This window comes from Lewinella sp. 4G2 (genome assembly GCF_001625015.1).
In the GTDB taxonomy this organism is placed as follows: Bacteria; Bacteroidota; Bacteroidia; order Chitinophagales; family Saprospiraceae; genus Neolewinella.
Genome location: NZ_LVWJ02000019.1, coordinates 461,662 through 488,036 on the forward strand (window position 1 = coordinate 461,662; position 26,375 = coordinate 488,036).

General features: G+C 53.9%; 14 protein-coding genes. All 14 read right to left on the reverse strand.

Annotated features, from left to right (window positions below; all coding sequences use genetic code 11):
* Positions 1–33: 33 nt before the first annotated feature.
* The 14 genes from A3850_RS18915 to A3850_RS18980 all read right to left on the reverse strand — a co-directional run bounded on the left by A3850_RS18915 (position 34) and on the right by A3850_RS18980 (position 25,841).
* The gene (locus A3850_RS18915; RefSeq protein WP_068220953.1) at positions 34–1,032 is read right to left on the reverse strand and encodes a sensor histidine kinase KdpD; all 999 of its coding nucleotides are present in this window, start codon (positions 1,030–1,032) and stop codon (positions 34–36) included.
* A gap of 191 nt (positions 1,033–1,223) precedes the next feature.
* Entirely contained in the window at positions 1,224–2,228 is a 1,005-nt protein-coding gene (locus tag A3850_RS18920) for a hypothetical protein (RefSeq protein ID WP_369916987.1), read from the reverse strand.
* Between the two features lie 139 nt (positions 2,229–2,367).
* A complete protein-coding gene (locus A3850_RS18925) occupies positions 2,368–3,042 on the reverse strand; it encodes a hypothetical protein (protein WP_068220959.1) in 675 nt (224 codons plus the stop codon).
* Positions 3,043–3,268: 226 nt separating this feature from the next.
* Positions 3,269–8,485 (reverse strand): proprotein convertase P-domain-containing protein, encoded by a 5,217-nt coding sequence (locus A3850_RS18930; RefSeq protein WP_197494118.1) that lies wholly within the window; start codon positions 8,483–8,485, stop codon positions 3,269–3,271.
* Between the two features lie 413 nt (positions 8,486–8,898).
* On the reverse strand, positions 8,899–10,293 hold the full coding sequence (locus tag A3850_RS18935; RefSeq protein WP_068220965.1) for a hypothetical protein: 1,395 nt from the start codon (positions 10,291–10,293) through the stop codon (positions 8,899–8,901).
* A gap of 9 nt (positions 10,294–10,302) precedes the next feature.
* On the reverse strand, positions 10,303–11,682 hold the full coding sequence (locus tag A3850_RS18940; RefSeq protein WP_068220968.1) for a hypothetical protein: 1,380 nt from the start codon (positions 11,680–11,682) through the stop codon (positions 10,303–10,305).
* Entirely contained in the window at positions 11,663–12,457 is a 795-nt protein-coding gene (locus A3850_RS18945) for a type III pantothenate kinase (RefSeq protein ID WP_068220971.1), read from the reverse strand. Before A3850_RS18945 ends, A3850_RS18940 begins: the two co-directional genes overlap by 20 nt.
* Before the next feature lie 69 nt (positions 12,458–12,526).
* Positions 12,527–14,053, reverse strand: a complete 1,527-nt coding sequence (gene purH, locus A3850_RS18950; RefSeq protein ID WP_068220974.1) for a bifunctional phosphoribosylaminoimidazolecarboxamide formyltransferase/IMP cyclohydrolase — start codon at positions 14,051–14,053, stop codon at positions 12,527–12,529.
* Between the two features lie 119 nt (positions 14,054–14,172).
* Positions 14,173–15,084, reverse strand: coding sequence for a hypothetical protein (locus tag A3850_RS18955; protein WP_157501458.1), 912 nt, complete (start codon positions 15,082–15,084; stop codon positions 14,173–14,175).
* 181 nt (positions 15,085–15,265) lie between these two features.
* Positions 15,266–16,900, reverse strand: coding sequence for an ABC-F family ATP-binding cassette domain-containing protein (locus tag A3850_RS18960; protein ID WP_068220980.1), 1,635 nt, complete (start codon positions 16,898–16,900; stop codon positions 15,266–15,268).
* A 203-nt stretch (positions 16,901–17,103) separates the two neighbouring features.
* Positions 17,104–17,430, reverse strand: a complete 327-nt coding sequence (locus A3850_RS18965; protein ID WP_068220983.1) for a hypothetical protein — start codon at positions 17,428–17,430, stop codon at positions 17,104–17,106.
* Positions 17,431–17,475: 45 nt separating this feature from the next.
* Entirely contained in the window at positions 17,476–17,988 is a 513-nt protein-coding gene (locus A3850_RS18970) for a hypothetical protein (protein WP_068220986.1), read from the reverse strand.
* Positions 17,989–18,214: 226 nt separating this feature from the next.
* Positions 18,215–20,677 carry a T9SS type A sorting domain-containing protein gene (locus A3850_RS18975; protein ID WP_068220989.1) on the reverse strand — a complete coding sequence of 821 codons (2,463 nt, stop codon included), beginning with the start codon at positions 20,675–20,677 and terminating at the stop codon, positions 18,215–18,217.
* A 217-nt stretch (positions 20,678–20,894) separates the two neighbouring features.
* Positions 20,895–25,841, reverse strand: coding sequence for an SdrD B-like domain-containing protein (locus A3850_RS18980; RefSeq protein ID WP_082921968.1), 4,947 nt, complete (start codon positions 25,839–25,841; stop codon positions 20,895–20,897).
* Between the last annotated feature and the right edge of the window lie 534 nt (positions 25,842–26,375).

Sequence of the window (26,375 nt, forward strand, 5' to 3'; positions counted from 1 at the left end):
CGTAGGGCCCGAAGGTAGGTAGAGCGGTTCAACTCAACCTTTGATTGTTGGGAGAAAGATTTTAAATACCGTGCCACCTTCAGGGTTGTCCGACAATTCTAATTGTCCTCCGTGAAGTTCAACGAGTTGGCGAACGATAAAGAGACCGAGGCCCGTCCCTTTTGTTGTCCGGGTATCTTCACTACCGACGCGGTAAAATTTAGTGAAGACTTTTCTTTTCTCTTTATCGGTAATTCCCATGCCATTGTCTTTGACCTCCCAAACTAGTTCCGTGGAGCCACCACGCTGCACCGAGGTGTGAATTACCGGATTGGGTTGGCTGTACTTGGCAGCATTTTCGAGGAGATTGACAGCGACACTCATCATACCCATTCTGTCACCGTTGATGGGGGGGAGGTCTGGCTCGATATCTACGTGCAAATTCGCAGATCGATACTTTACGGCTACCCGGTCGGCGGCATCCTGAATGATATCTCCAAGCTGCAATTCTTCTTTGTTGAGTTGGTAAGCCGTTTCCAGTTTAGCGCTCAGCAGTAAGTCATTGACTAGCGCGGTGAGGCGGTCGGTTTCTGCCAATGCGTTAGTGCTCAGTTTTTCTTGAATGGTTGGCTTTAATTCCTTCCTTTTTTGGAATGTCTCGAGGATGAGGCGGATGCCAGCGAGTGGGGACTTCAGTTCGTGAGTGATGCTTAACAAAAAATTACGTTGCTGCTCGGCGGCACTGATCTCCCTCTTTAGGTTGCGGAACAGTACGACCAAACCGATGATCAGCAGTGTAGCCAGTAAAAGCGCTTCCCCAATTACCATGTACTGCTGCCGCTCGAGTTGCCGCGTCATGGTGGCGTATTCAGGGGTAAGCTTGAAGTCCTTAGGCTGCTCAATTCGCTGCTCTACCGCCATGCGTAGGGCTAATTTCTCTACCTGAGCATTGTAGACCTCCGTGTTTTTCCGCATTAACAGGATCGTCCACCAGCCGAAGGCCAGGAACATGTATACCAGAATGAGGTAGATAATGGGGGGAAGCTTGCGCATTCGGGCGGATGGCTACAGTGAGATGATCTTAATAGGTACGAGAGTAAAGTATAGTAGTAGCCAGGGCCTTTGCTAAAAAGAAACCCAGGATGCCAGGTCTTGCGACTCCGACATCCTGGGTTGAGAGACTAATCTATGTTCAACGCTGTACGTTGCGACTACCACCTTACGAAGTAGTGCTCCCGCAGCAGTTAGTCAAAGAAAGAATCGTACTGATTCTTCGATCCGGACTGCCGCGCTCTTTCGGGAATGGGTGCATCCAGGTCGAGTACGTCGGTGTTGGATTCCGCCTTGAGGAGGAGAGTGCCTTTTTCTTCGCCGAGCAGGAGGCTTGTGGATTCCTTTTCCCACTGCTCAAGCATTTGCATGCCTTCTTCTTCGAAAACACCGTTCTGGAGGTCAACGGAATCCATGAAGTTGGCGGACATTTCCATGAAGCGCTCCATTTCTCCCACTTTGTTCGCTACGTCCTCGGTAATGTTCTCCATGGCCATATCGAACATGGCGCGTTGGTCGGGATCTCCGTTGATGACACTCATTGCGGACTTCATTGCACCGTGGCTGGCGTGGATCGCTTTGCGTTCTTGCTCTTTGACCATCACCTGATCCTTGATGTCCTCACTCAGGATCTGGCTGTTCTCGTACATTTTGGTGAGCACCCGGTAAAGCACCTCCATTTTTTGGTAGAGCGTTTCCAGGCGAATGTTGCTGTCCTTCAGGCGGCCGGCGCGGCGGCTTTTCAGGATCATCACGTTGCGCTTATTAGTTTCCTTCGCTTTACCCGCAAGTTTCAGGTTACTACTGATTTCGCGTTCGTTGTTTACGATGACTTCCTTGAGCTTGTGCATTTGCGCACGCAACTGAGAAATTTGCTTGTTCATCTTCCGCAGATTGTTCTGCAGTTCTTCAACGTAAGTTTTGAGGATGCCAATCGGATCGATCTGGACGAACATTCCGGTGATGGCCCGCATCACGGACTTATACATGTAGTAGACGAGGTTCCTCATTTTTGGGTCGAGGACCATGTAGACCAGGATACCCAGAACGGCGATGACACCCGCCATGTACAGCGTGTTGGCTAAAATAGCCGCCCAGGGTAATGATACCGCGAGGAACCCAATGCCTCCTAAGATGGCGACGAGGAATATAAGTCCGGTCACCCCTTCCGGCCGTTGCCAGAAGGACTTTGGTTTCATTTGAGGTGCATCCATAATTGATTACGCTTTAGTCGGTCAGTTGATCGTACCAAAGATACAGAATCCCTGGTGCGTAGATAAAAGGCTTCGGGAGGAGTTTTTGTTACCGGGCTATCGACGAACATCCCATGGATATCGACTACTTAAGGTAATTTTTAATGTTCTCCACGTCCACCTTGATACTTTCGGTAATGACCTTGAAGGTCGCTTCAAAGTCTGCCTGTGTTTTTGCCAGTTTGCCCATACTCTGTTGAATAGAGCCACGGAGGCGCTGTTGCTCCGTTTTAGTTTTTTTAATCTTCTCCTGCAGCTCCTTGATCTTGGCTTCTTGCTGAGCGACACTCTCGTCGAGCTGCTTTAATCGTTGTTGTTTATCGTTGACTTGTTGTGATTTCTGGCCACTTAGTGCCTGACCAAATTTCGTCTGCTCCTTATTCAAAGCACTTACGTAGTGCTCGGCGGACTTTAGCAAATCCTGAGGAGATACCCCCATGCTTTGAGCGGCAGCGAAGGCAGTCTGATAGCGTACGTCATCCGTGAAGTTCATCTTCTTCAGGTTTTGGAGGCTCTTCTTGTACTCCAGGTAGTCAAAACCAGGAAGATTGGCCTTTTCCATAGCCTCCATCAGAATCTTGACGAATTTATCATTGACCGCTCCGGAGGCATCCTGAGTACCACCAACTGGTACCGATGCGGGTTGCCCCGTTGCAGAGTGTTGGGGAGAGGGGGCGGGTTTGACTACTCCCGTTCCCTTTTTGGCTTTATTTCCATCTTCTTCATCGACGATGAAATATCCCTTAAGATTCTTCCACATACTTCTAAGGTTTCAGTTGTGCCGCAAGCTACAAATTTTCTTTTTGGCCCGTACGCTATGACGTATCGCTGAAATGTTACCTCTCTTCGAAGTGGGACTGTCAGTTGAACTCTACTTGGAATCTCCCACACAACTCACTTAAATAGCAAAAGGCCCCGCCGGTAGATTACCGATGGGGCCTTTGCCTTCCACAATTTAATGTGGGTCAATCAATGATTGGTTTCGCTTAGCGAACAACAACCATCTTCTTCGTAGCGGAGAAGTCACCAGCAACGAGCGTGTACGTGAGGACGCCAGTAGCGCCGTTCAGGTCAGCAACGTTGATCAGCTCACCGTTTACACCAGCAGTACCGCGGAGGTTACGTACGAGGATCGTACGGCCCTGAACGTCCTGGATGCTCAGCGTTACGTCGCTGTCAGCAGCGAGCGTGTAGTTGATCATGGTAGACTCAACAACTGGGTTTGGCGTAGCCTCACCGAGCGTAGTTACAGCCTCACCAGCGGCAACAGCGCCGAAGGTCAGGTTAATAGCACCAGAAGCGCCGTTAGCCGCAACACCTTCGCGAACAGCGATGGCGTCAGTCAGCGTAACGTAGTCGCTAAGGTTACCAGCTTCAGTAGCACGTACCTCGAGGGATACGGAACCACCAAGAAGAGCAACAGCGATCTGGCCCTGAGCAGCGTAGTTCAGGTTCAGTGCACCTTCGCCAGCGTAGTCAGCAGCAACGAGTTCGAGGCCAGCGGCCAGTTCGATCGTGCCCTGGAAACCAGCAAGCTCAGCAGCGTCGATAGTCAGCGTGTGCGTCTCACCAGCGGCGAGAGCAGCATCAGCAGCTTCGATGGTCATTGCCGTACGGCCTTCACCGGTTACGTTACCGTAAGCGAAGGCTACGAAGTCAGCGTCGAGGACATTTGCTTCGAGGTCGTTAGCATTGATTACTTCTGGGAATGCAGTAGCGTAAGGGTTGCTTACGTCAACGTCAGCAGGAACAAAGCCCCAAGACTCGCCAGTAGCGAAGTTGTCGTCAAGACCAAGGATTACACGCTGGATACCTACCATATCGAGAACGTTGAGGTTCTGATCCTGGTTAACATCGGCAGCGAGGTAGTCGTAGTCAGACTCGAACTGAGCCGTACCGAGGATTACGCTGGAGATCATGACAACGTCAGAGATCTTCACTTCCTGGAGGTTTACGGGCTCCTGGTAAGCAGGAGTCAGCGTGTAGTCACCACCCAGTGGGAGGTTTACGAAGCTGAAGGAACCGTTGTCGTCGCTCATGTCCATTACGTCCATGTCGTCAGCACCGGTGAGGGTTACCTCAACGTTGCCCATAGCAGAGCTGCTGTTGGTTACGATCGTACCGGAGATGTTACCACCACCGCCACAGTCAACACCGTCGCCTTCGTCAACCTGGATGAGAACGCTACAGAATGCTGGAGCTACGTCATCGCTTACGTTGTCAGAGAAAGCGTACACTTCAACGGCTACGAGTTCACCGGCGTCAGCACAGGTTACGTCGAGACCGATCATGTCAGCAGTAGCTGGGCCTTCGCCAGCGCGTACGATACCGTACTTGGTTACGTCGTCACCGAAACAGTCAACGAGTGGGGAGTTGGTGAGGAAGTCGGTTGCCCATACTTCAGCAACACCACCACCGTTTCCATCATCCTGGAGGGTAGCGATCAGCGTACCGATACACAGTGGAACTGGTGCAACATCACCACATACGCTCACCTGTACGATAGCAGGAGTAGCGTTACCACAACCGTCGATGGCCGTGATGCGGATAGCGTGGTCACCAGCAGGTACGCCGGTAGCATTGATTACGTAGTTACCGTTGTCAGCGTCAGTAGCGTCAAGCGTGATTACCACACCGTCAACAGTTGCAGCTTCGAAGGTACCCGTGAAGTTAGGATCGAGCTCAAGCTGGATGCGAGGAGCAAGACACTCATCAGTAGCCGTGAATGGCAGGCTGAGGTCAGCCGTACAACCAGGCACACAAGCAGTAGGAGCAGCAGCTTCTACAACTGGGCTGGTGCGGTCGAATACGTTGATGTTCTGAACGTACGTGAAGTTACCACGGCCAGCAGAGGCAGCGTAACCAACGAGTTCGAGGTCATCATCGTCGTTTGGCGTGAACTGAACGTTGTCAGAACCAGAAACGAAAGCGAGGTCATCACCTTCAGTAGCAGCGTTGTTGCTTACTACGTTAAGGTAGATAGGATCGCTGTCGGAAACGTCAAGACCATCGCGAGAGATTTCGGTAGTACCGCCAGTCGCAGGGTCAAATTCACAAGTGTTAACGATCGTGTACGTAGTACGGATCTGGTAGCACTCTTCACCAGCAGTGTTGAAGATCTCTTCGGTTACCGGAGTAACAACGGGGAGGTCACAAGCACCACCAACGATCTCAAGCTCATCAGCTTCGAATTCGTCCATACAGTCGTTCGTGCGGGCGTTGCCAGGAAGAACGATCTGGTAGTCGTAGATACCTACGATAGTGATCAACTGCGTACAAGTGTTCTGAGAAACGCCACCCTGTGGGTCAGTCGCCTGGTATTCACGTACAGCGGTACCGATACCACACTCGTTGAGGTTGTTTACTACAAACTCACCAGTAACTTCAGCACCACAAGTACCAACACCGGTAGCTACACCGAAGGCAGCGTTCAGCTCTTCGTCAGTAGCCTCTTCGAGGTTGCCGGGAAGTGCAGTGGTGAATTCAGAACAAGTCAGTGTTACAGCGCTAGGAGCGATACAAGTTGGCGTGTCACCAACTTTGAGTTCTACGAGGACGGTTGTCCAACAGTAGTTTACGTTCTCCTCTTCGTCAGTGATTTCGAGGGTTACGAACTGAGTGCCGAGGTCATCACAAGTGAAAACGATCTCGTCAGAGAATTCCGTAGGAATAGAGGTCATGTCTTCGCCAACACCCAACTGGTAGGTGAGCTCAGAAGAACAGTCATCGAAAGAACCTTTGTCGATCTGCTGTGGGGTTACCACTGCAAGACCAGCAGGGCGGCTCAGGCCGATGTTGAGGCCATCTTCACAGAAGGCAGCTGGGCCATTGCCGTCAACAACCTGGAAAGGAACGGTAGAAACGGTCTGGTTGCCACACTCATCAGTAGAGGTGTAAACGAAAGCGTAGTCACCAACTTCCAGTGGGTCAGACATTTCAGGAGCACCGTTGCTCAGCATTACAGGGTAAGCACCGAAAGGAGCCTGCGTGATGTCACCATCAGGGTAGATAGCAACGCTGATGTCTACGGTAGAACCGGAACACTCATCAAGAGCGCCAACACCGGGGCCGTCAAGGCGAACCATAGCAGCACACTCACCACCTACGTTAGTGCGGTAAGTAAGGGTAGCGTCAAGGTTACCTTCACCGTCGATAGTAGCAGATGGGCTAGAGAACGTTGGGCCGGTGGTGTCACCAACTTTTACGAACTGGCTGAAAGTCTGTACTTCCGTAGGGTTACACCAGTCAACGACGGTGTAAGTACGCTGGAACTTAACCGTGAATGGGCAAGTCTGGATGGGCGTCTCGTTGTTAGAGAACGTCGTAGCGATCATGGAACAAGCAGCTTCGTTGCTAGCCAGAGAGAACGTACGCTCACCAAGCTGCAGGAAGGGGAAGTCCTCCTCTTCGGGAAGGAATTCAAGGGCAGAGTTAGCGTTACCACAAGCCTCGATCTCAACAACTGGGTTGATGTTCTGAGGATTCAGGCTGTCGAGCGTAGGACGGTCGAAAGCGATGGTGAAGCTGGTTACGATTTCAGTGTCAGCACCGGCTTCGTCTTCGTTCAGTGGCGTACAAGCGTTCTGCTCGTTAGCACGGAAAGTACGGGTGATAACCGTCTGGCCACAACCGTCGGTAGAAGACTCAACAACGTCAGATACACATACTTCGATGATACCGGCACAGCCGTCAAAGAAAGTAGGTACGAGCGCCGTGTCGGGAGATACGTCATCGAACATGTCGGGGCTAAGAACTGCACGCAATTCAGGAGCCATAGAACCTGGGATGGTAGCACCAGTTACGGAGTTAGCGAGGTAACAACGGCTCACGGTTGGAGCGAGGTTGTTCAGGTTGTTAGCGTCAACGTCAACACAGAGAAGACCGGAGAGGATGTCATCAACACCTTCTACGAGAACGGGTGGCGTCTTGTCTTCGGCGTTAACCGTACCCCAGCCAGTGGTGAAGTTTACGATTTCCAGTGGCGGTCCGGGAGGAGTCGCGATGAACTGGAAGTCAGTGATTTCGAAGGTAGAAGTCTCCTGCGTGCTCACTACGTTGTTACCCTGAAGGATGAACGTAAGCGTATTACCGGGAGCAACTTCGATGTCGGTGATCTTACCGTCGTCCTGAAGGAGTGAGGTAGTTACCTGAGGAAGCTGGTAAAGAACGTTACCCTCGAAGTCGATTACCGCGAAGTCAAACGTACCGTCAGTTTCTTCGAGGAGTACTTCGTAGCCGAAGCTTACGAAACCAGTCTCGATGAACATGATGTCAACAACAGCGTCGTCGTCAGCAAGCTCGGTAGAACCGCTACCGGTAGAAGTCATCGTCAGCGTAGCGCCGTCGAATTCAGCCGTTGCGTCAGGACCAACAGTAGTAGTTACGTTGGGGCCGTCTGGATCGAACTGGTCAACGAAACCGCTGGTGATGTCAAAGTCAGGCTCGAGTGCGTTCACCATGAAGGTGTAAGAACCACAACCGTCAACAACGGGACCGTTAGACTGGTCTTCGTCAAGAACGATTACTTCGAAGAAGTCAGGATCAACAGCAATGCTGTCACCGTCGTCGTCGAAATCACCCGTGAGGACCATTTCAGGAATTACGAGACCCTGGCAGTCATCGTTGAGCGTCAGGTTGATCTCAGAGATGGTTGCGAGGTTTACGCGCTGCATGTTGGTAGGCGTAAGGTCAGTCTGTGGGCCGAAAGCAAGGCTAGCGCCTACGAACGTACCGGTGTCGCCACCGAACTGGTCGTAAACGTTAAGCTTCCACGTTCCCGTTACGTCGTCACCACCGAACATGGTGTTGAAGGGGAAGAGTGGGCGAGCAGAAAGAGTGAGGGCGTCCGTACCGGGAACACCACCTTCAACGGCGATAGAGGCCGTGTCCGCGTAGATGTAACCGTTGTAGCCATCATTATCACCACCGGAACCGGTCGTGACTACAGTTTCGATACCGTCAGGATTAACGAGTACCAGGAAAAGATCGCCCACGAAAGTGTGGTCGATGAAAAGCTGAAGGCTCTGGATCTCGATGTCTTCACCGAGGGTACCCTCAGCGTCTACGTCGAAGTTGAAGGATTGGAAGTTGCCTTCGTATCCTCCACCACCGGTGCCTTCCAGCGGGATGATTTCCCCCACGCCGTCGGCCTGGTAGGTTTGTGCTGTCAACCCGATACTGCAGAGGCAGCATAGAGCTAACATAAGCAAATGTTTTGTTTGCTTCATAAGATTACGATTTAATTGAAAAGATTGAAAGCCCAAATCAGGCATGTATTAAAGGTTATCGGTTAGCTACGCACAGGGCATAGCAGTGTCTTTTGGTCGATTTTATCACGTAAAGCTAATATGTCTCAGCACTTGCACAAAACTTGCGGGCACTTTTATGATTTATTCACCGTTATCGTCAACTCAGAGAAGAGGCCGATCCGCCGTTAGTCCCCGCTCTCTATAGGTTTACGGCCCGTCCGTGTTCACTTGCCCCTTGCCCTGGCACCCGCGGCAGCGCCCGGAGAATGGGTATGAAAAGCGCGAATACATTAGGAACACCAGGGCTGAAAGCAAAAAATGCCCCGCCAGTTAGACCGACGGGGCATTCTACAAACAATTGTTTGATCTTAGTTGAAGCGCAGCTTCACTTTCTCGTTGATTCCACAGCCAACGGTGAGTACCTGACCTTCCGAATGGCTCCGGCTAAAGGCATCTGCTTTGATGGGCATTGAGTTAGAGTAGTTGGCGATCCGGCTGCTGGCCGTTCCGGCTACTTCGCTATCAATGCTGCGGGCGTAAGCGTACTTGTCGATGGCGGCAAGTACGGCAAGGCGCTGGTCGTAAGCATCGCCACAGTTGCGGCTCATGCGGCCGTAGATGTCACCGATGAGGATGTAGGGCTTACCCCATCCACCCTTGAGGGACGCGGCTTTGTTGGCGTTGACGCGGGCGGAACCGTACTGACCAAGCTTGGCGTTCTGGATGGAAGCAATCTGGTAGTAGACTTGCGCTTTCTTCTCGTTGTCGTCGATGAGGTCGATTGCCTTTTCGTATTCAGCGACAGCACAAGCGTAATCCTCGGCGTCGTAACACTCACGAGCGGTATAGGTAGGATCGTTCTTGCGGCGCTCCTCCTCGTACTCTTCGGCGCGGGAGGCGTATACGACATCGTAACGAGCCTGTACTTTCTGGACGAATGCGTCGCTCTCGTCACAACCCTGAGCTTTCGCCTTGGCTACTACGTAAAGGAGCATTTTAAGATCATCCTGGTTCTCTTCGAACGTGGGGAGCAGCTGCTGCTTGAAGTACTCACAGTCAAAGATCTGGTCTTCGTACTTCTTGATGGCCGCTACGAGGTTGGCTTTTGCATCACCGTAGTACTGCGCGTAATCGCTACCGGTGTTGGCATCGGCAAGTGCGACGCCCTTTTCGTAGAGGGAGCGAACGCGGTCAGCGTCAATTTGCTCTTTCTCGAAGTAGTAGCCTAACAACTGGCCGAGTGGCGGGAGCACGATGTACTCCGTCTTGTCACCCCCTTTTTCCATGGCGGCTTCAATCACATCGATGGCCTGAAGGCTGTAACCGTTGAGGTAGAACATATCGTAACCCTTACGGCCGAGGATGTAAGCTTCCTCCTCGGGGTAACAGGCGAGTTGCTCGTCGTAAAGTTCCACGAGGCGCTGACCGTATTCCTTTTTCTTGGCGGCATCAGTCGTTTTTTGAATCATGGCGCGGTAGAGAAGGCGGCCATCGCGGTAGTGCGTAGCACGCTTGCCATCGGCAGCGGGAGCAATATCGTAAACGGTCTTCCAGCTATTAAAAGCGGCGTCGAAGTCGGATTGGGGCATCGCGGCTACCTGTTCGGCCGTTTTGTCCTTCACGAAGTTGCGGTAAGAGACGTGAGCATCGGTGGCCTTATCCATCTGGGGAGAGTCCACCCAAGTGGCACACTGAGCGTTTGCCGTGGCGGCCGTAGCGCAGAGAACCAGCAGCAGGGTTAGTTTTCTTAGTAAGTTTTGCATGTTGGCTTATTAATTGAGTTTACGTTTAAAGAACCATGAGTTATCGTTTAACGAGAAGCCCAGGGTGAGTTGTATGTAGTTTTCGTCCAGCACGTCCTTGACGCCGAACTGTCCGGCTTCCACGGCGAAGTCTACGAAAGACACCTGGTTGCGGGGGAGGCGGAGCGGAAAACCCGCACCGAGGGTAACGGCGTTGCGGCGAACCTGTTGGCCATCCACGGAACGCGGATCATCCTCCAGGCGCAGGCCCGCACGGTACCTTACTCTTTTCCAATAGCTGTTGAAGCTAGCAATGTTCGGTATGTACTGGATGCCAAAAGCGATCCGGTTGGCGTCCAGCAACCGATCCGGGTTGACGGTATTGACGTATTCGCTGCCGTTCTGCATCCCGAACTCTACGCCGACGTAAAGGCGGTTGATTTGCTCATAAGCTATTCCTGCATTCAGCGTGCTGGGCATCGTGACGGTGCCAAAGGTCTCCTGCACTCCCCCACCGATCGTGTCGGATAGGAATAATTGGCCGTTGGGGCTAAAGCGACGAAGCACGCTGGTTGCGTCCACCTCCACGTCTCCACCAAACTGGCCGCTCAAGCCCAGTAAGATGCGTTTGCCGTTGGGCACTAACTCTCCATCATCGTTGGTCATCTTGAAGTTATAGGCGTACTGCACGCCGTATCCAAAGGTGAGCCCATCCAGCGCACTTTCCTGCAGCAGTTCACTGGCCAGCGATTCTTCCACTTCATCAAAAATGACCAGGCGGCTGTTGGTCGTCTTGCCAAAGTTGTAGTTCAGGTTCACACCAGCGCTCAAGGACTTGTAGCGGAAGGCATTTGACCAGGTGAATCGGTATGCGCCACCCTTACCTCGTAGGATATTGGTCGTGCGACCAAATTGATCACTCTCACCGTCCAAGGCCAGGTCGTAGCCCACAACCGTTGTGGGTGCTACTGAGAAAGCCATGCCGGCATTCCAGTTGTCGTCCTGCCGGTCGATGCTCTGCGTAATTGGGCTGCGGAGTGGGAATCCCAGCGCGAGGTAGCGGAGGTTACCCTGGTCCGTAGTAGCCGATCCGCTGGCATCCGTCAGGTCTGCGCGGCGGGCGTAGATACCCAGTTCAAAGCTGGCGCTCCGCAGGCTAGCCAGGGAGGCCGGGTTCTGGATATTCAGGTGGAAAGCATTTTGGTACGTCGTGTACATCGCTCCCATTCCGGAGTTGGCGGCGTGGACCTGATCCAACGGGTTGCCCAAACCAGTACGTGAGAGGGGGCTATTCAGCTTCGGCCGAATTTCCGACACGTCCGAAAGCACGCTCTGCCCGCACAATGGCGCACCACTCAGGAGGAGTAGCGCGTAGAGGAGCAGACTTGATTTACGATTCGTTGGGTACATAAGTTGACGTGATTTCGATAAGGCCGCGCAGGACCAGGTTAGGGCGATAGGAACAAGGCACGGACAATTGTTCAGCAAGCCACTCACCATCTCCACCGGTCAGAATTAATTCCAGACCGGGGTAGGTGGCAGCCAGGCGGTGGTACAAACCTTCCAGTTCATAAACCAATCCGCGCATGGCACCGTGGCGCAGCGCCGCAACCGTTGCATCCCCTACCGTACCCGAAGGCGTAAGGGGATCCGGCAGCGGAAGGCGCGCGGTAAACTCGTGCATGGCCCGCAACCGCATCCGCATCCCGGGGCTAATGTTGCCGCCGTGGTGCAGACCATTTGCGTCCACCAAATCACTCGTTACGCAAGTTCCGGCGTCCACAATCAGATAAGCGGTTGTTGGGTTGGGCGCTGCCGCGGGTGCAGGGTGAGTGGGTAAATCCGCCCGCATACCGAGGATGGCCGCGATCCGGTCCTGACCCAACGTTTCCGGAGTAGTGTAAACGGAAGGGAAAGGGAGGGGCGAGCCGGGCTGCAGTGAATAGAGGCGGATGCCTGCTGTTGTCCATTTGTCCAGAACCTCTTGAGGTGGCTCGTTCGCCACTGAGGAATAGACGATGTTCCTGACGCGATGGTTGGTCACCAATTCGTCCGCAACGTGCCAATCGGCGTAGTCGAAGCGAACCGGCGGGCTGATCAGTTCCCCCTCCCGGAATACACCCGCTTTCGCGGAAGAATTCCCCATGTCAATGGCCAGGGTGGACGATTTGATCGGCGTTTCCATATCGTAAAGTCGGCGATAAGACGCTCGGGGCGGGCCCGGGGGTTCTTAAGCCGGCGTTAAATATTTTGATTAATGCTTGAAGTGCCGAACGCCGGTAGTGACCATGGCCATACCACGCTCATTACATGCGGCAATTGAGTCCTTATCCCGAATTGAACCACCCGGCTGGACGACGGCTTTGATGCCCGCTTCGTGGGCGATCTCAACGCAATCGCTAAAGGGGAAGAAAGCGTCGGAGGCCATTACGGCACCCTCCGTCGTAAAACCGAAGGCGCCCGCCTTGTGGATGGCCTGCTTGAGCGCATCCACCCGGCTCGTTTGCCCACAACCCATGGAGATCAGCTGGTTATCGCGCACCAGAGCGATGGTGTTGGACTTCAGATGCTTCGCACACTTATTAGCGAATACCAAATCCTCCACCTCCGCTTGCGTAGGCTCCCGATCGGTGACGACGGTGAAGTCAGCGGCCGTTTCCGTTTTGCGGTCGGTATCCTGAGCGACTACGCCGTTGAGGAGGGTCTTGAAACTGCGGTGCTGCTGCTCCAGGTGGTGGTACTGCAGGAGGATCCGTTTTTTCTTCTTGCTGAGAAGTTCGCGGGCGGCGTCGGTAAAGTCCGGGGCGATGAGTACTTCGTAGAAGAGCTTATCGATTTCCTGCGCCGTGGTGAGTTCCACCGGCTTGTTGGTGATCAGAATGCCACCAAAGGCAGAAACGTTGTCGGCAGCAAGGGCAGCATTCCAGGCTTCCAATTGGGAATCCCGGACGGCAACGCCACAGGCATTGGTGTGCTTCAGGATGGCGAAAGCGGGCTTACCGTGCTCGAACTCAGCCATCAGCCCAACTGCGGCGTCGATGTCGACGAGGTTGTTGTAGCTGACATCCTTACCATTCAGCTTGGTGAACATCTGTTCGAAGTGACCGTAGAAGGTCGCTTTCTGGTGAGGGTTTTCGCCGTAGCGGAGGGGCGTGGCGTGTAGCTCACTCACTTTCAGGACGTCTAATCCTTCGTCCTCGTTAAAGTAATTGAAGATCGCCGTATCGTAGTGGCTGCTCACCGCAAAAGCACGGCGGGCCAGGTTGCGGCGGTCGGCCAGATCGGTGGTGCCTTCCTTCTCGTCGAGGATGGTCTGCAGGGTAGCGTAGTCATCCTGGCTGGGCACGATCACCACGTCGTTGTAGTTCTTCGCCGCGGCGCGGATAAGGGCGATCCCGCCGATGTCGATCTTCTCGATGATGAGTTCCTCTTCTTCCGTGTTGGCGACGGTTTCTTCGAAGGGGTAAAGGTCAACAATGATGAGGTCGATCTCCGGAATGTCGTACTTCTCCAGTTGGCCGAGGTGGTCGGCTTCCCGGCGGGCTAGGATTCCCCCGTGCACCTTTGGGTGGAGGGTCTTAACACGGCCGTCCAGGATGGAAGGGTAACCCGTCAGGTCCTCTACGGGTACGACGCCGATACCGCGGTCGCGGATGAACGTTTCGGTGCCACCGGTGCTGTAGATTGTGACGCCCAGTTTATCCAGCGCATCCACAATGGGCCCGAGGCCGTCTTTATGGTACACGGAAACTAGGGCGGATTTGATTTTCCTCTCGGTCATAGCCACTTGGTCATTTTGAGGGCGCGAAGGTAGGGGTTTTTGAGTTGCGAGTGTCGAGTTGCAAGTATCGAGTTACGAGTTGCACAACTTGCTACTTGCTACTTGCTACTTGCTACTCGCTACTGATTACTCGCAACTCCTAACACCCAGCCTTCGTGGCGGACGGCTTGCTTGCGTTCTTTTTCCGTCAAGTCGGTTGGGGCGGCCAGGATACCCGTGAGCTTTTCGCTTTGCTGGGACGATCGGAGCCATTTTAGGTAGGTGCGGACTTGTTCCCGATCCACGATCTTATCCTTTTTAGGCAGGGACAGCATACTGGGGTAGATCTCGGCGTGGAGGATCAAGGGTCCCACTGCTGGGAGGTCGCGGTCAAAGTCGGTCTGGAAAGGCCATACTCGCGTGTTCTCCTGGAGTTGCTCGTCGTTCACCAACTGGCAGAGGCGGGGGATACCGAGCAGGGATTGGCCACCAACGCTACCGGTGTAGGCCAGCTTCCAGGGTGGCTGCATTTTGGGTGCGCGCAGTTCCACCAGCCGCCGTTCTTTCAAAGAGACCCGTTTATTTTTTACCGGATAGGTGAAATCCTTTTTTGACCCCAAGAACACACCACTTTGTCCGGCGGGTACGCCCCAAAAAGGCCCGCTCCCTCCGGTAATTCGCCGGTTCAGGTCACCTCCGACAGTAAAGCGGTTGTTGGCGTTATCTTTTTTATCCCTGATAAGACTATTGAGTAGTTTCCAGATGGACGGCCAAGGTGCTTTCTTCCCAAGCCGTAGGGCTTTGGCAAAGCCCTTGGGGTAGCCGAAGGCAAAGTCCCACCCCACCAGAACGCGATGTTTCTTTTTGTGGAGATACCGCAAGCGGCGGCGCACGTAGGTCTGGCATTCGGCCCGCGTGCGAAAGTACTTGGTCACCGTGCGCCCCTCCGCTGGTCCTTCCGCTACCCAGATGGCGTCCTTCGCCGGCTTGGCCGGGCTGGGTTTGGAGCGGGAACTCCAGTCGATAACGAGGAAGTGGTCGAAGGGCTGCAAGGGGTGTACGTTGGCTGGGGCGCTGTCTACGTGCGTCCGGATTACTCTGGTATAAAGAGTGATTTCAATGATCACACATCTACCGGCAAGGTAGCTGTCCGTACCCTGGGTGCCAAGCTTTTCGAGTGGAGTATTTCCCGATCCGCTAATTATATCCGGAACTCCTCGATAGAGTTCTACCCTACGCTACGGCCTCGCCAAACAACGCGAGCCGCTTCTCCTTGATCTCATCCGACTCCAGGTATTCGGAGTAGCTCAGCAGGCTATCGATCGTACCGCCGGGGCCGATCTCAATGATGCGGTTACAGGAGGTTTGTACCAATTCGTGGTCGTGAGAGCTCATGATGAAGTCCCCCTTGAATTCCTTCAGGGCGTTGTTCAGTGCCGTGATGGATTCCAGGTCAAGGTGGTTCGTCGGCTCGTCCAGCAAGAGGAAGTTCGGGCTGTTCAGCATCATTTTACTGAGCATACACCGGACCTTTTCTCCACCGGAGAGTACGCTGCTGTCCTTGTGCACTTCCTCACCGGTAAAGAGCATCCGCCCGAGGAAGCCACGGATAAACTGCTCATCCTTATTCTGGGAGTACTGCCGCAGCCACTCCACCAGGTCGAGACCGTTGGATGCTTGGAAATACTCAGCATTTTCGTTGGGAAGGTGCTGAACGGTGATCGTCTGCCCCCACTCTACCGTACCGCTATCGGCTTCGGTTTCTCCCGCCAGGATCTCGTAAAAGGCCGTCAGGGCCGTCGCTTCCTGCGCCAGGAGGGCAATCTTGTCCTTGCTGTTCATGGTGAAGGACACGTTGTCGAACAGTACGGTGCCTTCGGGCGACTTCTTGCTCAGGTTGGTCACCTTCAAGATCTGGTCTCCCGGCTCTCGCTCCGGCTGGAAAGCGATAAAAGGATACTTCCGCGAGCTGGGCTTGATTTCTTCGATATTGAGCTTCTCCAACGCCTTCTTCCGGCTCGTAGCCTGCTTGGACTTCGAGGCATTGGCGGAGAACCGGGCAATGAACTCTTGCATCTCGGCCCGCTTTTGCTCCATCTTCTTATTCTTGTTGGCCGCCTGTTGCAGCGCCAACTGGCTGGATTGGTACCAGAAGGTGTAATTACCCGTATAGATGTTGGCTTGCTGCCGGTCAATGTCCACAATGTGGGTACACACCATGTCCAAGAAGTAACGATCGTGGCTCACGATGATGATCGTGTTGGGGAAGTCCGCCAGGAAGTCGGCCAGCCAGTGTACCGTCGGTGCGTCCAGGTCGTTCGTCGGCTCATCGAGCAGGAGGATATCCGGGTTACCGAATAGCGCCTGGGCGAGGAGGACCTTTACCTTTTCGGGGCCGCTGAGTTCCTCCATCATCTTGTAGTGGAGGTCTTCCTTGATGCCCATATTCGAGAGCAGTTCGGCGGCGTCGGAGTCGGCCGTCCAGCCACCCATTTCGCCGTAGGTGTTTTCGAGTTCGGCGGCGCGCATCCCGTCGGCTTCGGTTGCCTCGGGGTTCATGTAGATGGCATTCTTCTCCTGCTCCATCGCGTAGAGCACTCCGTGGCCCATTTTGACGGTGTCGAGCACGGTGTGTTCCTCAAAACCGAAGTGGTTCTGGCTGAGGACGGCCATCCGGTTTCCCGGCTCGAGGCTGACGTGGCCGCGGGTGGGGTCCAACTCCCCGGAGATTACCTTCAGGAAAGTTGATTTACCGGCGCCGTTCGCACCAATGATACCATAACAGTTACCGTGAGTAAACTGGAGGCTGACTTCGTTGAAAAGTACGCGTTTACCGAACTGTACGGTAAGATCCTGGACGTTGAGCATGGCGGAAGGGCTTGTAATTGCGGCCGCAAAATTACGGAAAATTGCGTTGGCGTGTTGTAGCTCTAGTAAACGCTGCCAGGGGAGGTTGGGTTGAGGGTTTGGCAGGTCAAAAGCACCGCCGGGATTGAGTTAAAGATTAGGTCTTGGCGCTGCCGCGGATGTAGAGCTTGTGGGGTAAACTGTGTCAAAACATACTCATACATTTAATACGGTGGGTTTGTGGTAACACCTAGCACCCCTATACTGACTACGAGAATAAAGCAAAGACAGAAAAATGTCAGCACGTTTAAGGTCAGACTTAGTATTCCAGAGGCAAAAAACAGAGGCTTTTTATGTTGCGCTGACTTAAAAAATGACCTTAGGATTAATACTACTCTAAATAACCATACTACAATTAAAAATAATGATGCGTATGTATACATCATTACATCTTGCCACATATTGGGCATATCATTAAATAGGGCAGCCATTGAAATAAAGAACATCAAATCAAAGAACAACCAAATCAATTGCGCTAAAATGGTTTTCATTGTTCAGCATTTAAATTCTTAAAATCTCAACCATTTTCACACCTCCTATTTCTTGTTTAGCTCCGGTTCAATCATATTGCACAGAGTTCTTAAGTTAAACAAACCTTCAGTAGACGTAGACCAATCATACTCATCTGGATACTGGTAAAACGTATCGTGCATGTAATAAACAAAGGAAGTAGCTACTTGCCCATCTCGCTTAATGCCGTGGGGCCTGAAATTTTCCCGCTCACTGGAAACCCAGGTGCCATTGTGGTTTCTGAGGTAGCACTCTCCAACGTATACTGTTAAAGCATTTAAAAAGAAATGCGTAGCGTGTTCATAAGGATCAAATTCTTTGGCAAGATATAATTTTGCCAATTCAGCTTGAATGGAATCTAATGATTCTACCGTGAAGTTTAATAAAACATCATTTAGGCTAGTGTCAGCCCGCAGGTGTTCGATATAAGAATCTACAGTGTATTCCCCCTCTGAATTGTAGGGATATACAGACTCAGAATCCATAGAACAACCTTGTAGAATTAATAATAGCGGCAGAAGCAGTAGGCATAGTTTCATAAACTTTTAGAGTAGAAAAGCCGAATTGAGATAATCTATTTTAAATAGTATAAATCACATCAGTTAAGTGGGACGGCAATACTTTAAACTATCAGACATCAATATAAGGATTAAATATTGACACCTCTTTGCCCCCAAAAACCCGGCACCCGCGCCAGCGCAAAAAAAAATGCCCCGCCAAGCAAAAAACCTGACGGGGCAACTCTTTTCAAAAGTAAAGCAAAGCTTACTTGACCAGCAACAGACTCTCTCCGTTAACGCGGAGGAGGTAGCGGCCAGCGGGTAAGTCCGCCGTAGCGATCTCGGTGCGCTGGAAGCCGGCGGCCAGGCGGCCACTGCGGAGTTCACGGCCGAGGGCATCGTACAGGCTGTAGTTCGTCGTTTCGGCAAACTCCGTTTCTACCGTAAAGGCATTCCCGATGGGGTTGGGGTAGGCGGAAAGCGTAACACCCGAAGCCCGCTCGATGCGGATGACGTCGGACAACTGTGTAGCACCGTCAAAATCAACGGAACGGAGGCGGTAGTAGGAAGCACCGAGCGGCTGCTCGTCCATGGCTTCGTAAGCTACTTCGCGGTCGCTATTGCCAGCGGCGTTCACCGTTGCAATTTCCGTCCAGGCGTCGACACCGTTGCGGCTGCGCTCGAGGTAGAACATCTCCGTATTTTCTTCGGAAGAAGTAGACCAGGTGATTTTGTTGGCTTTATTCATGGCTACCCCGCGGAAGTCGCTGAGGGTCACGGGGAGGGCCGTTACGTTGACAATAGAGATGTTGTCAACGGTAATGTAACCTTCACCACTTCCCCGCTCTACCTGTAGTTGAAGGGTGGCCGAACCGGGAGGAGCGATGTACGTGTATTCGGAACGAACGTAATCTTCACCCTGAGGGATGTTATTGTCGACGCGTCCACCATCATCTCCATCTACGTCCAGGATAGCACCGGCAGCATCGCGGAAGGTGTAGTTTACTTTAGCAAAGTCCAGTGAACCAGCATATTTGCTATCGAAGGAGGTCATAATTTCGGCACCTTCGCTAACTGCATACTCCGGAGTGGAAGCTGTTGCGTACTCGCCGGATGGATCATTAAACGTCAAAGCCATCACGCCAGTGGCGGGATCCTGCACCAACTCGTTGCGGAAGGTCGCTTCGGTAAGCGCGGAACCGGCTTCAAAGTCACCATTTACAACCAGTTCTCCTTCGGGCGTCATCGGAGCTTCAACCGTGTAAGGCAGGAAGCAGACATCATCTACAACGTAGTCGACGCCAGGGTTACCATTGAACTGTACGGCGAAGTGGGCAATATCGGGGTCTGTAGCCTCAGCAATAAGACGGTAACCGATCAACTCATTACCCTCAATCTTGATGGACACCATACTCAGGGTTGAGGAGTAATCGTCGTTGAAGAACTTAATTTCAGCATTCGGGAAACCACCATCTACAAGCGTCTTGGCCACAAAGTTGAGTTCGTAAGCGCCACCGGGGCCGATGTCACCGTAAGTCGCCGTACCACAGCCGTTGGCGGCACACGCAACGCGGAGCGCACCACTATTTAGGGTACCCTGATCAGCGGACCAGGTGATGTCCATATCATCACCAAAAGCCGTTGAGTAATTGGAGATATTAGCATCGAAGGTCTGGTTACTCACCAAGCCGTCAGGGCAAAAATCTACGGGGGGTTGAGGATCAGTCATGGATAAACACCAGTTATCCGCAATGGATGAGGCGCTTTCTCCGCCTACAATTGTTACGCGGACTTCATTAGCTTCCGGTGGGCAAATACCACTGAAGTTGAAGGTTTCGAAGTCAGCGGAGGTAAGGTCCATGGACTGCTCACCGTAGCGGGTAAAGGTGGTGTTGTCCACAAACGCAAAACGAACCTGAGCGTAACCAGCTGTCGCCAAACGCTTAGCGTCTACCTGGCCGTAAAAGACCTCGCCGTTGCTGGCTGGTTTTGCCTGGTAGAATTCGAAGTAGGTATCGGGCAGCGGACCAACCTGTACGGCGCCGGATCCACCAACACCGCCGGTAGCTGAGGCAGTACCCACCGGTGAACCGCCGGCGTTAGCGAAAGAACCGTAAGCACTCAGATCACCATCGTCAAGAAGTGGGTTCGTGAACAGGTTATTTTCACATACGGGGGTGACGGGTGCCGTCGTCAGATCAAAACACCAGTTATCCGTGCGGAAAACGCCGTCTCCCTGTACGGCTAACTGAACTTGTGCAGTACCTGCAGGCGACACCAAGGTGCGGCTAATGGTTTGCCAATCCATATTCTCGTCGGCAAATACGGTAAAGTCCGCAGCACCGATGTCCGCACCGTTCATATCCCGGTAGTAAATAGCAATGCCAACGTAGTCGGCTTCCGTCGGTAAACGGAGGATGTCGACCGCAAAAGTGTATTCCGTGTTTTCGGCAATACCTCCTACCGTTTGCGCAATGGCACCAAAACCAGTAGAATTGATCTCTGCGGAGTTAGCCGAACCATCTCCGGTGTTGCTTGACAGACCAGTGAAAGCTGCACCGCTGAAAAGGTAGTAGCTATTCGGAAGACCAGTTCCGCCATCTAAACCGCCTTCAAAATCGGCGTTATTGGCCAGCGTGGAGGCACACTGTGCCTGAAGGGCACCCACCGATAACAGGAGGGCCAGCAAGGTCAGGCCCTTGCGAAAATAAGTAAAGTCTAATTGCATGATTGGTAGGTTTTTGCGACTGGAATCAAGCCCGGAATCGCAGGCTTTAACTGGCCAAGGATAAGGAGATATAGCGTTAAGGCGAGCAAAAAAGGCGGCTAAATGTCCTAACAATACATAGTAAAAACCAGCAAACCCCGCCGGCTATGGGGCCTGGCGGGGTCTGCAATCCATTGTAGGTTATCCGGCCAATTTTAGCCGGGAACTGGCGTTCAACTTAGTTAATTACTACGCGAATCGTCTCCTGCTCGCCTCCAACCGTCAGTTGAAGAACGTAGATGCCGGCCTGGAGACCGCGTACGTCCACGTCCGCCGCCACCGTTCCGGCGGGAAGCTTGAGTGAAGTGCCGGCGGCGCGGCCCTGAGCGTCGAAGAGGCGGATGCCTACACCTTCGCTCACGTCGGCGCGGTCACTGAGTTCAACGTGGACAAAGCCATTGTTGGAAGGGTTCGGGAACACCCGGCCGAGGGTCGTTACCCCAGCGGCGAAGTTCAATTCCACTACGTTCGACATCAGGTCACCAAACTCGGCGTCGATGAGGCGGATGCGGTAGAAGTTGCGGCCGTTGACCGGCGAGACGTCCGACTGGCGGTAGATCGCATCGCTACCGGACATAAACGCCGCCTCGGTGAGGCCTTCCCGCACCATCTCGAAATCGACTCCGTTGGTAGAGCGCTCCAGTTCGAACTGGTAGAAGCTACCGTCATTAGGCACCGTCCATTCAATCGTCACTTCCCGGTTGGCTAGGTTGTTCATTACGCCGGTTGCCGTCAGGTTGCCGCCACAGCTGGCGGGGTTAGCGATGACGTTGACGAGGAAGGGATCACGGCTCACGCAACCGCCGCCGGAAGCGGTCAGGTTGGCGTTGTAGAGGCCGGTTTCCGTCCAGGAATTCGTCACTACTGGGCCGTTCAGGACGGCTGCTTCGGCGGGGCCGCCGAAGTTCCACGTCAGCAGGTTACCCGGAGTTGGGTTCAGGGCCGTGAAGGTGGCATCCTCACCAACGCAAACGCGGGTGGTTCCGGATACCTGAGCATTCGCGGCGTCACCAACGGTGATCAGGACGGGTTCGGTCTCCCGGTAGCGGCAGAGGCCGCGGCGGACACAGCGCGCGAAGTAAGTATTCTCGTAGATCGCGCCGGGCTGGTAGTTCTCCGTGTTGGTATTCGGGATCGGCGTCCAGAAATCAATGTCCAGATCGGGGCCGACGGTCGTCATCATCCATAGGTACTGGAGCTCACCCTGGCCACCGGTAGCGGGGGCGGTTTCGACGAGTTCATCCGGTACGTTGCCAGGGCCGCAAAGGGTTTGGTTGCCGCTGATCGCTCCTGGGTCGTCCACGTTGTCGATACAGGGGCTCGTAAAGCCGGCGTCGATCGTTGGGATTCGACCGTTAGGCCCAACCGTGTAGAAGGGCGTCATCAGCATCTGCGGGTCCACGTCGCTGTCGTCGCCGTCGTTACCCATATTCTGTTGCGTTGCCGTCAGGTCGGCGGGTTGCTCGAAGGTCAGTTTGTAGGTACCGGGGTTGACCATGAACATGTACATCCCGTTTTCGTCGGTGAACTGCATGTCCATGAAGCTGCCGTCCTGGCTATTTACGGTGACTTTTACGCCTTCAATACCGGGTTCACCGGGGTCCTGCATACCGTTGCCGTTGAGGTCTTCCCAGACGAAATCGCCGAGTTTCGCCATACAGTCATCGGTGATTTCAATGGTTCTTTCCAAATCCACGGTACAACCGTTGGCGCTGCCGCTGGTGTAAACTGCGGACAGTACGTACGTACCGGGCGCCAGCGTAGAGGGGTCCAGTTCCGTAACGACGACGTCGTTGATCGTATAGGTGATATTGGCCGTGGTAGCTACGCCACCCTCAATAGCGACGGCGTTGAGCGCCACGGCACTATCGAACGTACAGAGTAAGGACGGTGGCTCCGGCTGGAAACTCAACGTCGGGTAATCACACTGGTTGGCGAAGGAAAGGCTGGATAATCCATTGGAGACCGTCGCGCTGAAGGCCTGCCCATCAATTACCCGGAAGGTGATGACGTAGAGGGATTGGTTGGCGTTGTCCGGGTCCGGCGTTTCGGTGAGCTCCGTCCCGATGGGGAGGGGAGCCGTCGGGGTACCGAGGTTGGTGAACATTCCGGTGCGGTCGGTGACCGTCCAGGTTTGTCCCGGGCTGGCCGTCACGGTGATGGTTTGCTGGAACTGTCCGTTGCCGGGGTTCGAGGCATTGCTCAGGCAGTTACACTCATCGAGCTCGCCGGTAGGGACCGGTACAAATCCTGCATCGACGGTGGGGTCGAACTCACCCGCTTCCAAATTATAAATGCCGGTCATTCCGTTCATGGCAGGGTCGGCGTCACTATCACCTGCGTCAGCGCCCTGATTGGCTTCCGTACGGATGTTGCCGGGCAACTCGGGGAAGAGGACGCTGTAATCTCCGGGCACGAGGCCGTTGAATGCATACATTCCGTTGGCGTCGGTTACCGTTTCGTCGATGATATCACCGTTCGCGTTCTTCAGGAAGACGGTGTAACCAGCCACACCGGGCTCGTTAGGATCTTGCTGCCCGTCGGCGTCGTAATCGAGCCAGACGAAGTTACCGAGGCCCGCAAAGGCCGCCAGCGTTTCGCTACAAACCGTCGTACAGCCGTTTGCATCGGTGACGGTAGCGGAGTAAGTGCCAGGAGCGAGATCGGAGATTGTTTGAGTAGTCGCGCCGGTATTCCACAGGTAGGTGTAAGCACCCGTACCGCCCGTTCCGGTAACGCTTAGCGAGCCGTTATCTCCAAGGGTAGATTCCTGCAGCACGTTGACGGTACAGGTGAGCGCATCTGGCTCGGTGATGGTGAAAGGCGCCACCGCCGTACAGCCATTGGCGTCGGTAACGGTGACGGATTCGGTGCCGGCGGGTAAACCGACGATGGGGGTTCCCACCGCTCCGTTGCTCCAGGTAATTTCGTAGGGCTGCGTGCCGCCGGAAACGAGGACGGATGCCGTGCCGTTAGCGTCGCCGTTACAGTCGTTATCCGTGGTTTGTACGCTCAGGTCGATCGCGTCAGGCTCGGTAACCGTGAAATTGGCGACCGCGGCGCAGGCGTTGGCGTCCATAACGGTGACGGAATAATTGCCGGCAGTGAGACCGTCCAGGTCCGCCGTCGTGGCACCCGTACTCCAGGCGTAGCTGATGGTAGCCATATCACCTCCCATGACGGAAGTAGTGATGGCGCCCGTGGCGTCGCCATTACAGTTGATGTCAGTAACTACTCCGGTTACGACGAGGGCCGTATTGGTATTGATGGTGTAAGTAGCCTCGGCCGTACAGTTGTTAGCGTCCGTAACGGTAACCGTGTAGTTACCGGCCTCGAGATCATCGATATCCTGGCTGGTGGCGCCGTTGCTCCAAGCGTAGGTGTAGCCCGGGGTACCGCCACCGACGCTGAGGTCGATGCTGCCGTCATTGTCACCAAAACAGTTGATGTTGGTGACTTCGGCGGAGAGTTCGATGGCATCCGGAGCCGTGAGGGTGACGGACATGCTACCGAAACAGCCGTTACCGTCGGTGACTTCCACGAGATAGGTGCCGGCGCTGACGTTGTTGAGGGTGCCGTCATTTGCTTCCCCGTTAACCGTGATCGTAAAGGGCATGGTGCCGTTGACGATACCGATCAGGACGATACCATCGTCGCTATCCGAACAGGTGGGGTTGGTGGGAGAAAGATTGACGACGAGCGCGTCGGGTTCTTCCACGGTGTAACTCGCTTCTGTGGTACAGTCATTGCCGTCCGTAGCGGTAATGGAGTAGGTACCAGCGGCGAGGCCCGTGCGGTCTTCGGTGGTGGCGCCGTCGTTCCACAGGTAATCATAGTCACCGTCGCCACCGCTGACGTCGATATTGATGACGCCGCTACTGTCGCCTTCACAAGTCAAATCGATGACCGTCCCAACGATGGAAAGAGCGTCATTTTGCTCGATGGCAAAGGTGGAGGTGCCGACACAACCTTCAATGTCCGTGACCGTAAGGGAGTAGTCTCCGGCGGCCAGGTCATTAATAAAGGAGGTAGTCGCGCCCGTGGACCAGGCGTAGGTGTAAGGGGGCATGCCGCCGCTGACCGTGGTTGCGATGGAGCCATTTTCCTGACCGAAACAGGCGATGTCTTCTACACTGCCGACGATTTCAATGGGGGGAGATTCGACGATGGTGTAGGAATCAACGAGGGTACAGCCGTTCTCATCAGTCACCGTGATGGAGTAAACGCCGGGGCCGATGGGGCCGATGCCCTGCGCCTCCTGGCCCATAAAACTCCAGACGTAGGAGTATTCACCGGTACCACCGGTTGGGGCAATGCGTAAGAAAGCATCCCGCACGCCGGGGCAAACGGTGGAGTCACCGAAGATGAATCCCTCGATGGGGTCGGGTTCGTTAACGGTGGCCGTTGCCTCGTCCGTACAGCCGCGGCTGTCGGTCAGGGTGACGGTGTAGTCGCCGGGGGCTAGGTCGTCCAAGGTGGGCCCAGTTGCACCGTTGCTCCAGGCGTAGGTGTAGGGAGGGGTACCGGCCGTGGCTGTAGCGTCAAGGCTACCGTCATCATTACCGGGGCAGGTGACGTCGACGGACGCAACGGTAACCAGTGGATTGTTCGGTGCCACTCTACGGCAGGTGACGAAACCACAGAGGTTATTATCTACCAGGGTCACGCAGTAATTGCCGGAGGGCACGGTGATCGACTCGGTCGTCTCACCGGTGGACCAGGTCCAATCGTAAGGTGCCGTGCCACCGGAGGCGACGATAGATATCTCGAAGGGTTCGTCACACTCCACCGGCTCGGTGATGCTGACGTTGAGGCGGTCCGGTTCGTTGAGGGTGACGGATCCGACTACCGTATTGTTAGCCGCATCCGTGACCGTAACGGTGTATTCTCCGGCCGTCAGGTTAGTGATGGCGCTGGTCGTTTCGCCGTTGCTCCAGGCGTAAGCGTAAGGGGCAGTGCCGCCATCGGCAGTGGCTACGGCGATACCTTGAGGGATGGAGTTACAGGTCAGGTCCTGCCCGGTCACCTCAACGTTGAGCTGGCCGTAGGCGGCGAAGGAACAGACCGTAAATAATAGGAGTAGAGCCCGGCGCACGCCGAACAAGCTGGGTCGAAGTATTTGCATAAGATTATGATTGGACCGATCGGGTCAAAAAAAATTGGAGAGACGTAAAGTGGTTGAAAACGAAGAGCTGCAGGCCGGCCTGATGGTAGAAAGTAGGTCGTCAGATTATCAAGTTTAGTTACTGGCCGGCAACCCTGCGTGCTACAAGTTAAGGCCACAACCACCGGTTGATCAAATTTGAAAGGTGCAATGATGTTCGCTCCCGATTAAAAATTAGTTCATCACCAGTAAACAGCAGCGTGTTTTCGGACTGCTTCGTCTTCTCCCAAAATAACGAAAGGCAAGTGTAGCCTTCTAGCCACACTTGCCCTCACGCAAATCGTAATCTCAAAATAGAAAATCAGCTGAAGCATCAGTGATGCTTTAACATCAATGGACCCGGATCTTTCCTTCCCGTTCCCATCAACAATACAATGATCGTCATCCCACCCGCAAAACCCAATGACACAAAATTGAATTTGTGAAAAATTTTGGCCTGCAAGAGGAATAGCAGCATCCAAAATACTAGTATCACCCTCAAAAACTCTATGCTAT

Bases quoted from the DNA above. Each gene is read 5' to 3' on its own strand.
- A3850_RS18915 (WP_068220953.1), bottom strand. From the start codon at position 1,032: ATGCGCAAGCTTCCCCCCATTATCTACCTCATTCTGGTATACATGTTC.
- A3850_RS18920 (WP_369916987.1), bottom strand. From the start codon at position 2,228: ATGAAACCAAAGTCCTTCTGGCAACGGCCGGAAGGGGTGACCGGACTT.
- A3850_RS18925 (WP_068220959.1), bottom strand. From the start codon at position 3,042: ATGTGGAAGAATCTTAAGGGATATTTCATCGTCGATGAAGAAGATGGA.
- A3850_RS18930 (WP_197494118.1), bottom strand. From the start codon at position 8,485: ATGTTAGCTCTATGCTGCCTCTGCAGTATCGGGTTGACAGCACAAACC.
- A3850_RS18935 (WP_068220965.1), bottom strand. From the start codon at position 10,293: ATGCAAAACTTACTAAGAAAACTAACCCTGCTGCTGGTTCTCTGCGCT.
- A3850_RS18940 (WP_068220968.1), bottom strand. From the start codon at position 11,682: ATGTACCCAACGAATCGTAAATCAAGTCTGCTCCTCTACGCGCTACTC.
- A3850_RS18945 (WP_068220971.1), bottom strand. From the start codon at position 12,457: ATGGAAACGCCGATCAAATCGTCCACCCTGGCCATTGACATGGGGAAT.
- purH (WP_068220974.1), bottom strand. From the start codon at position 14,053: ATGACCGAGAGGAAAATCAAATCCGCCCTAGTTTCCGTGTACCATAAA.
- A3850_RS18960 (WP_068220980.1), bottom strand. From the start codon at position 16,900: ATGCTCAACGTCCAGGATCTTACCGTACAGTTCGGTAAACGCGTACTT.
- A3850_RS18965 (WP_068220983.1), bottom strand. From the start codon at position 17,430: ATGAAAACCATTTTAGCGCAATTGATTTGGTTGTTCTTTGATTTGATG.
- A3850_RS18970 (WP_068220986.1), bottom strand. From the start codon at position 17,988: ATGAAACTATGCCTACTGCTTCTGCCGCTATTATTAATTCTACAAGGT.
- A3850_RS18975 (WP_068220989.1), bottom strand. From the start codon at position 20,677: ATGCAATTAGACTTTACTTATTTTCGCAAGGGCCTGACCTTGCTGGCC.
- A3850_RS18980 (WP_082921968.1), bottom strand. From the start codon at position 25,841: ATGCAAATACTTCGACCCAGCTTGTTCGGCGTGCGCCGGGCTCTACTC.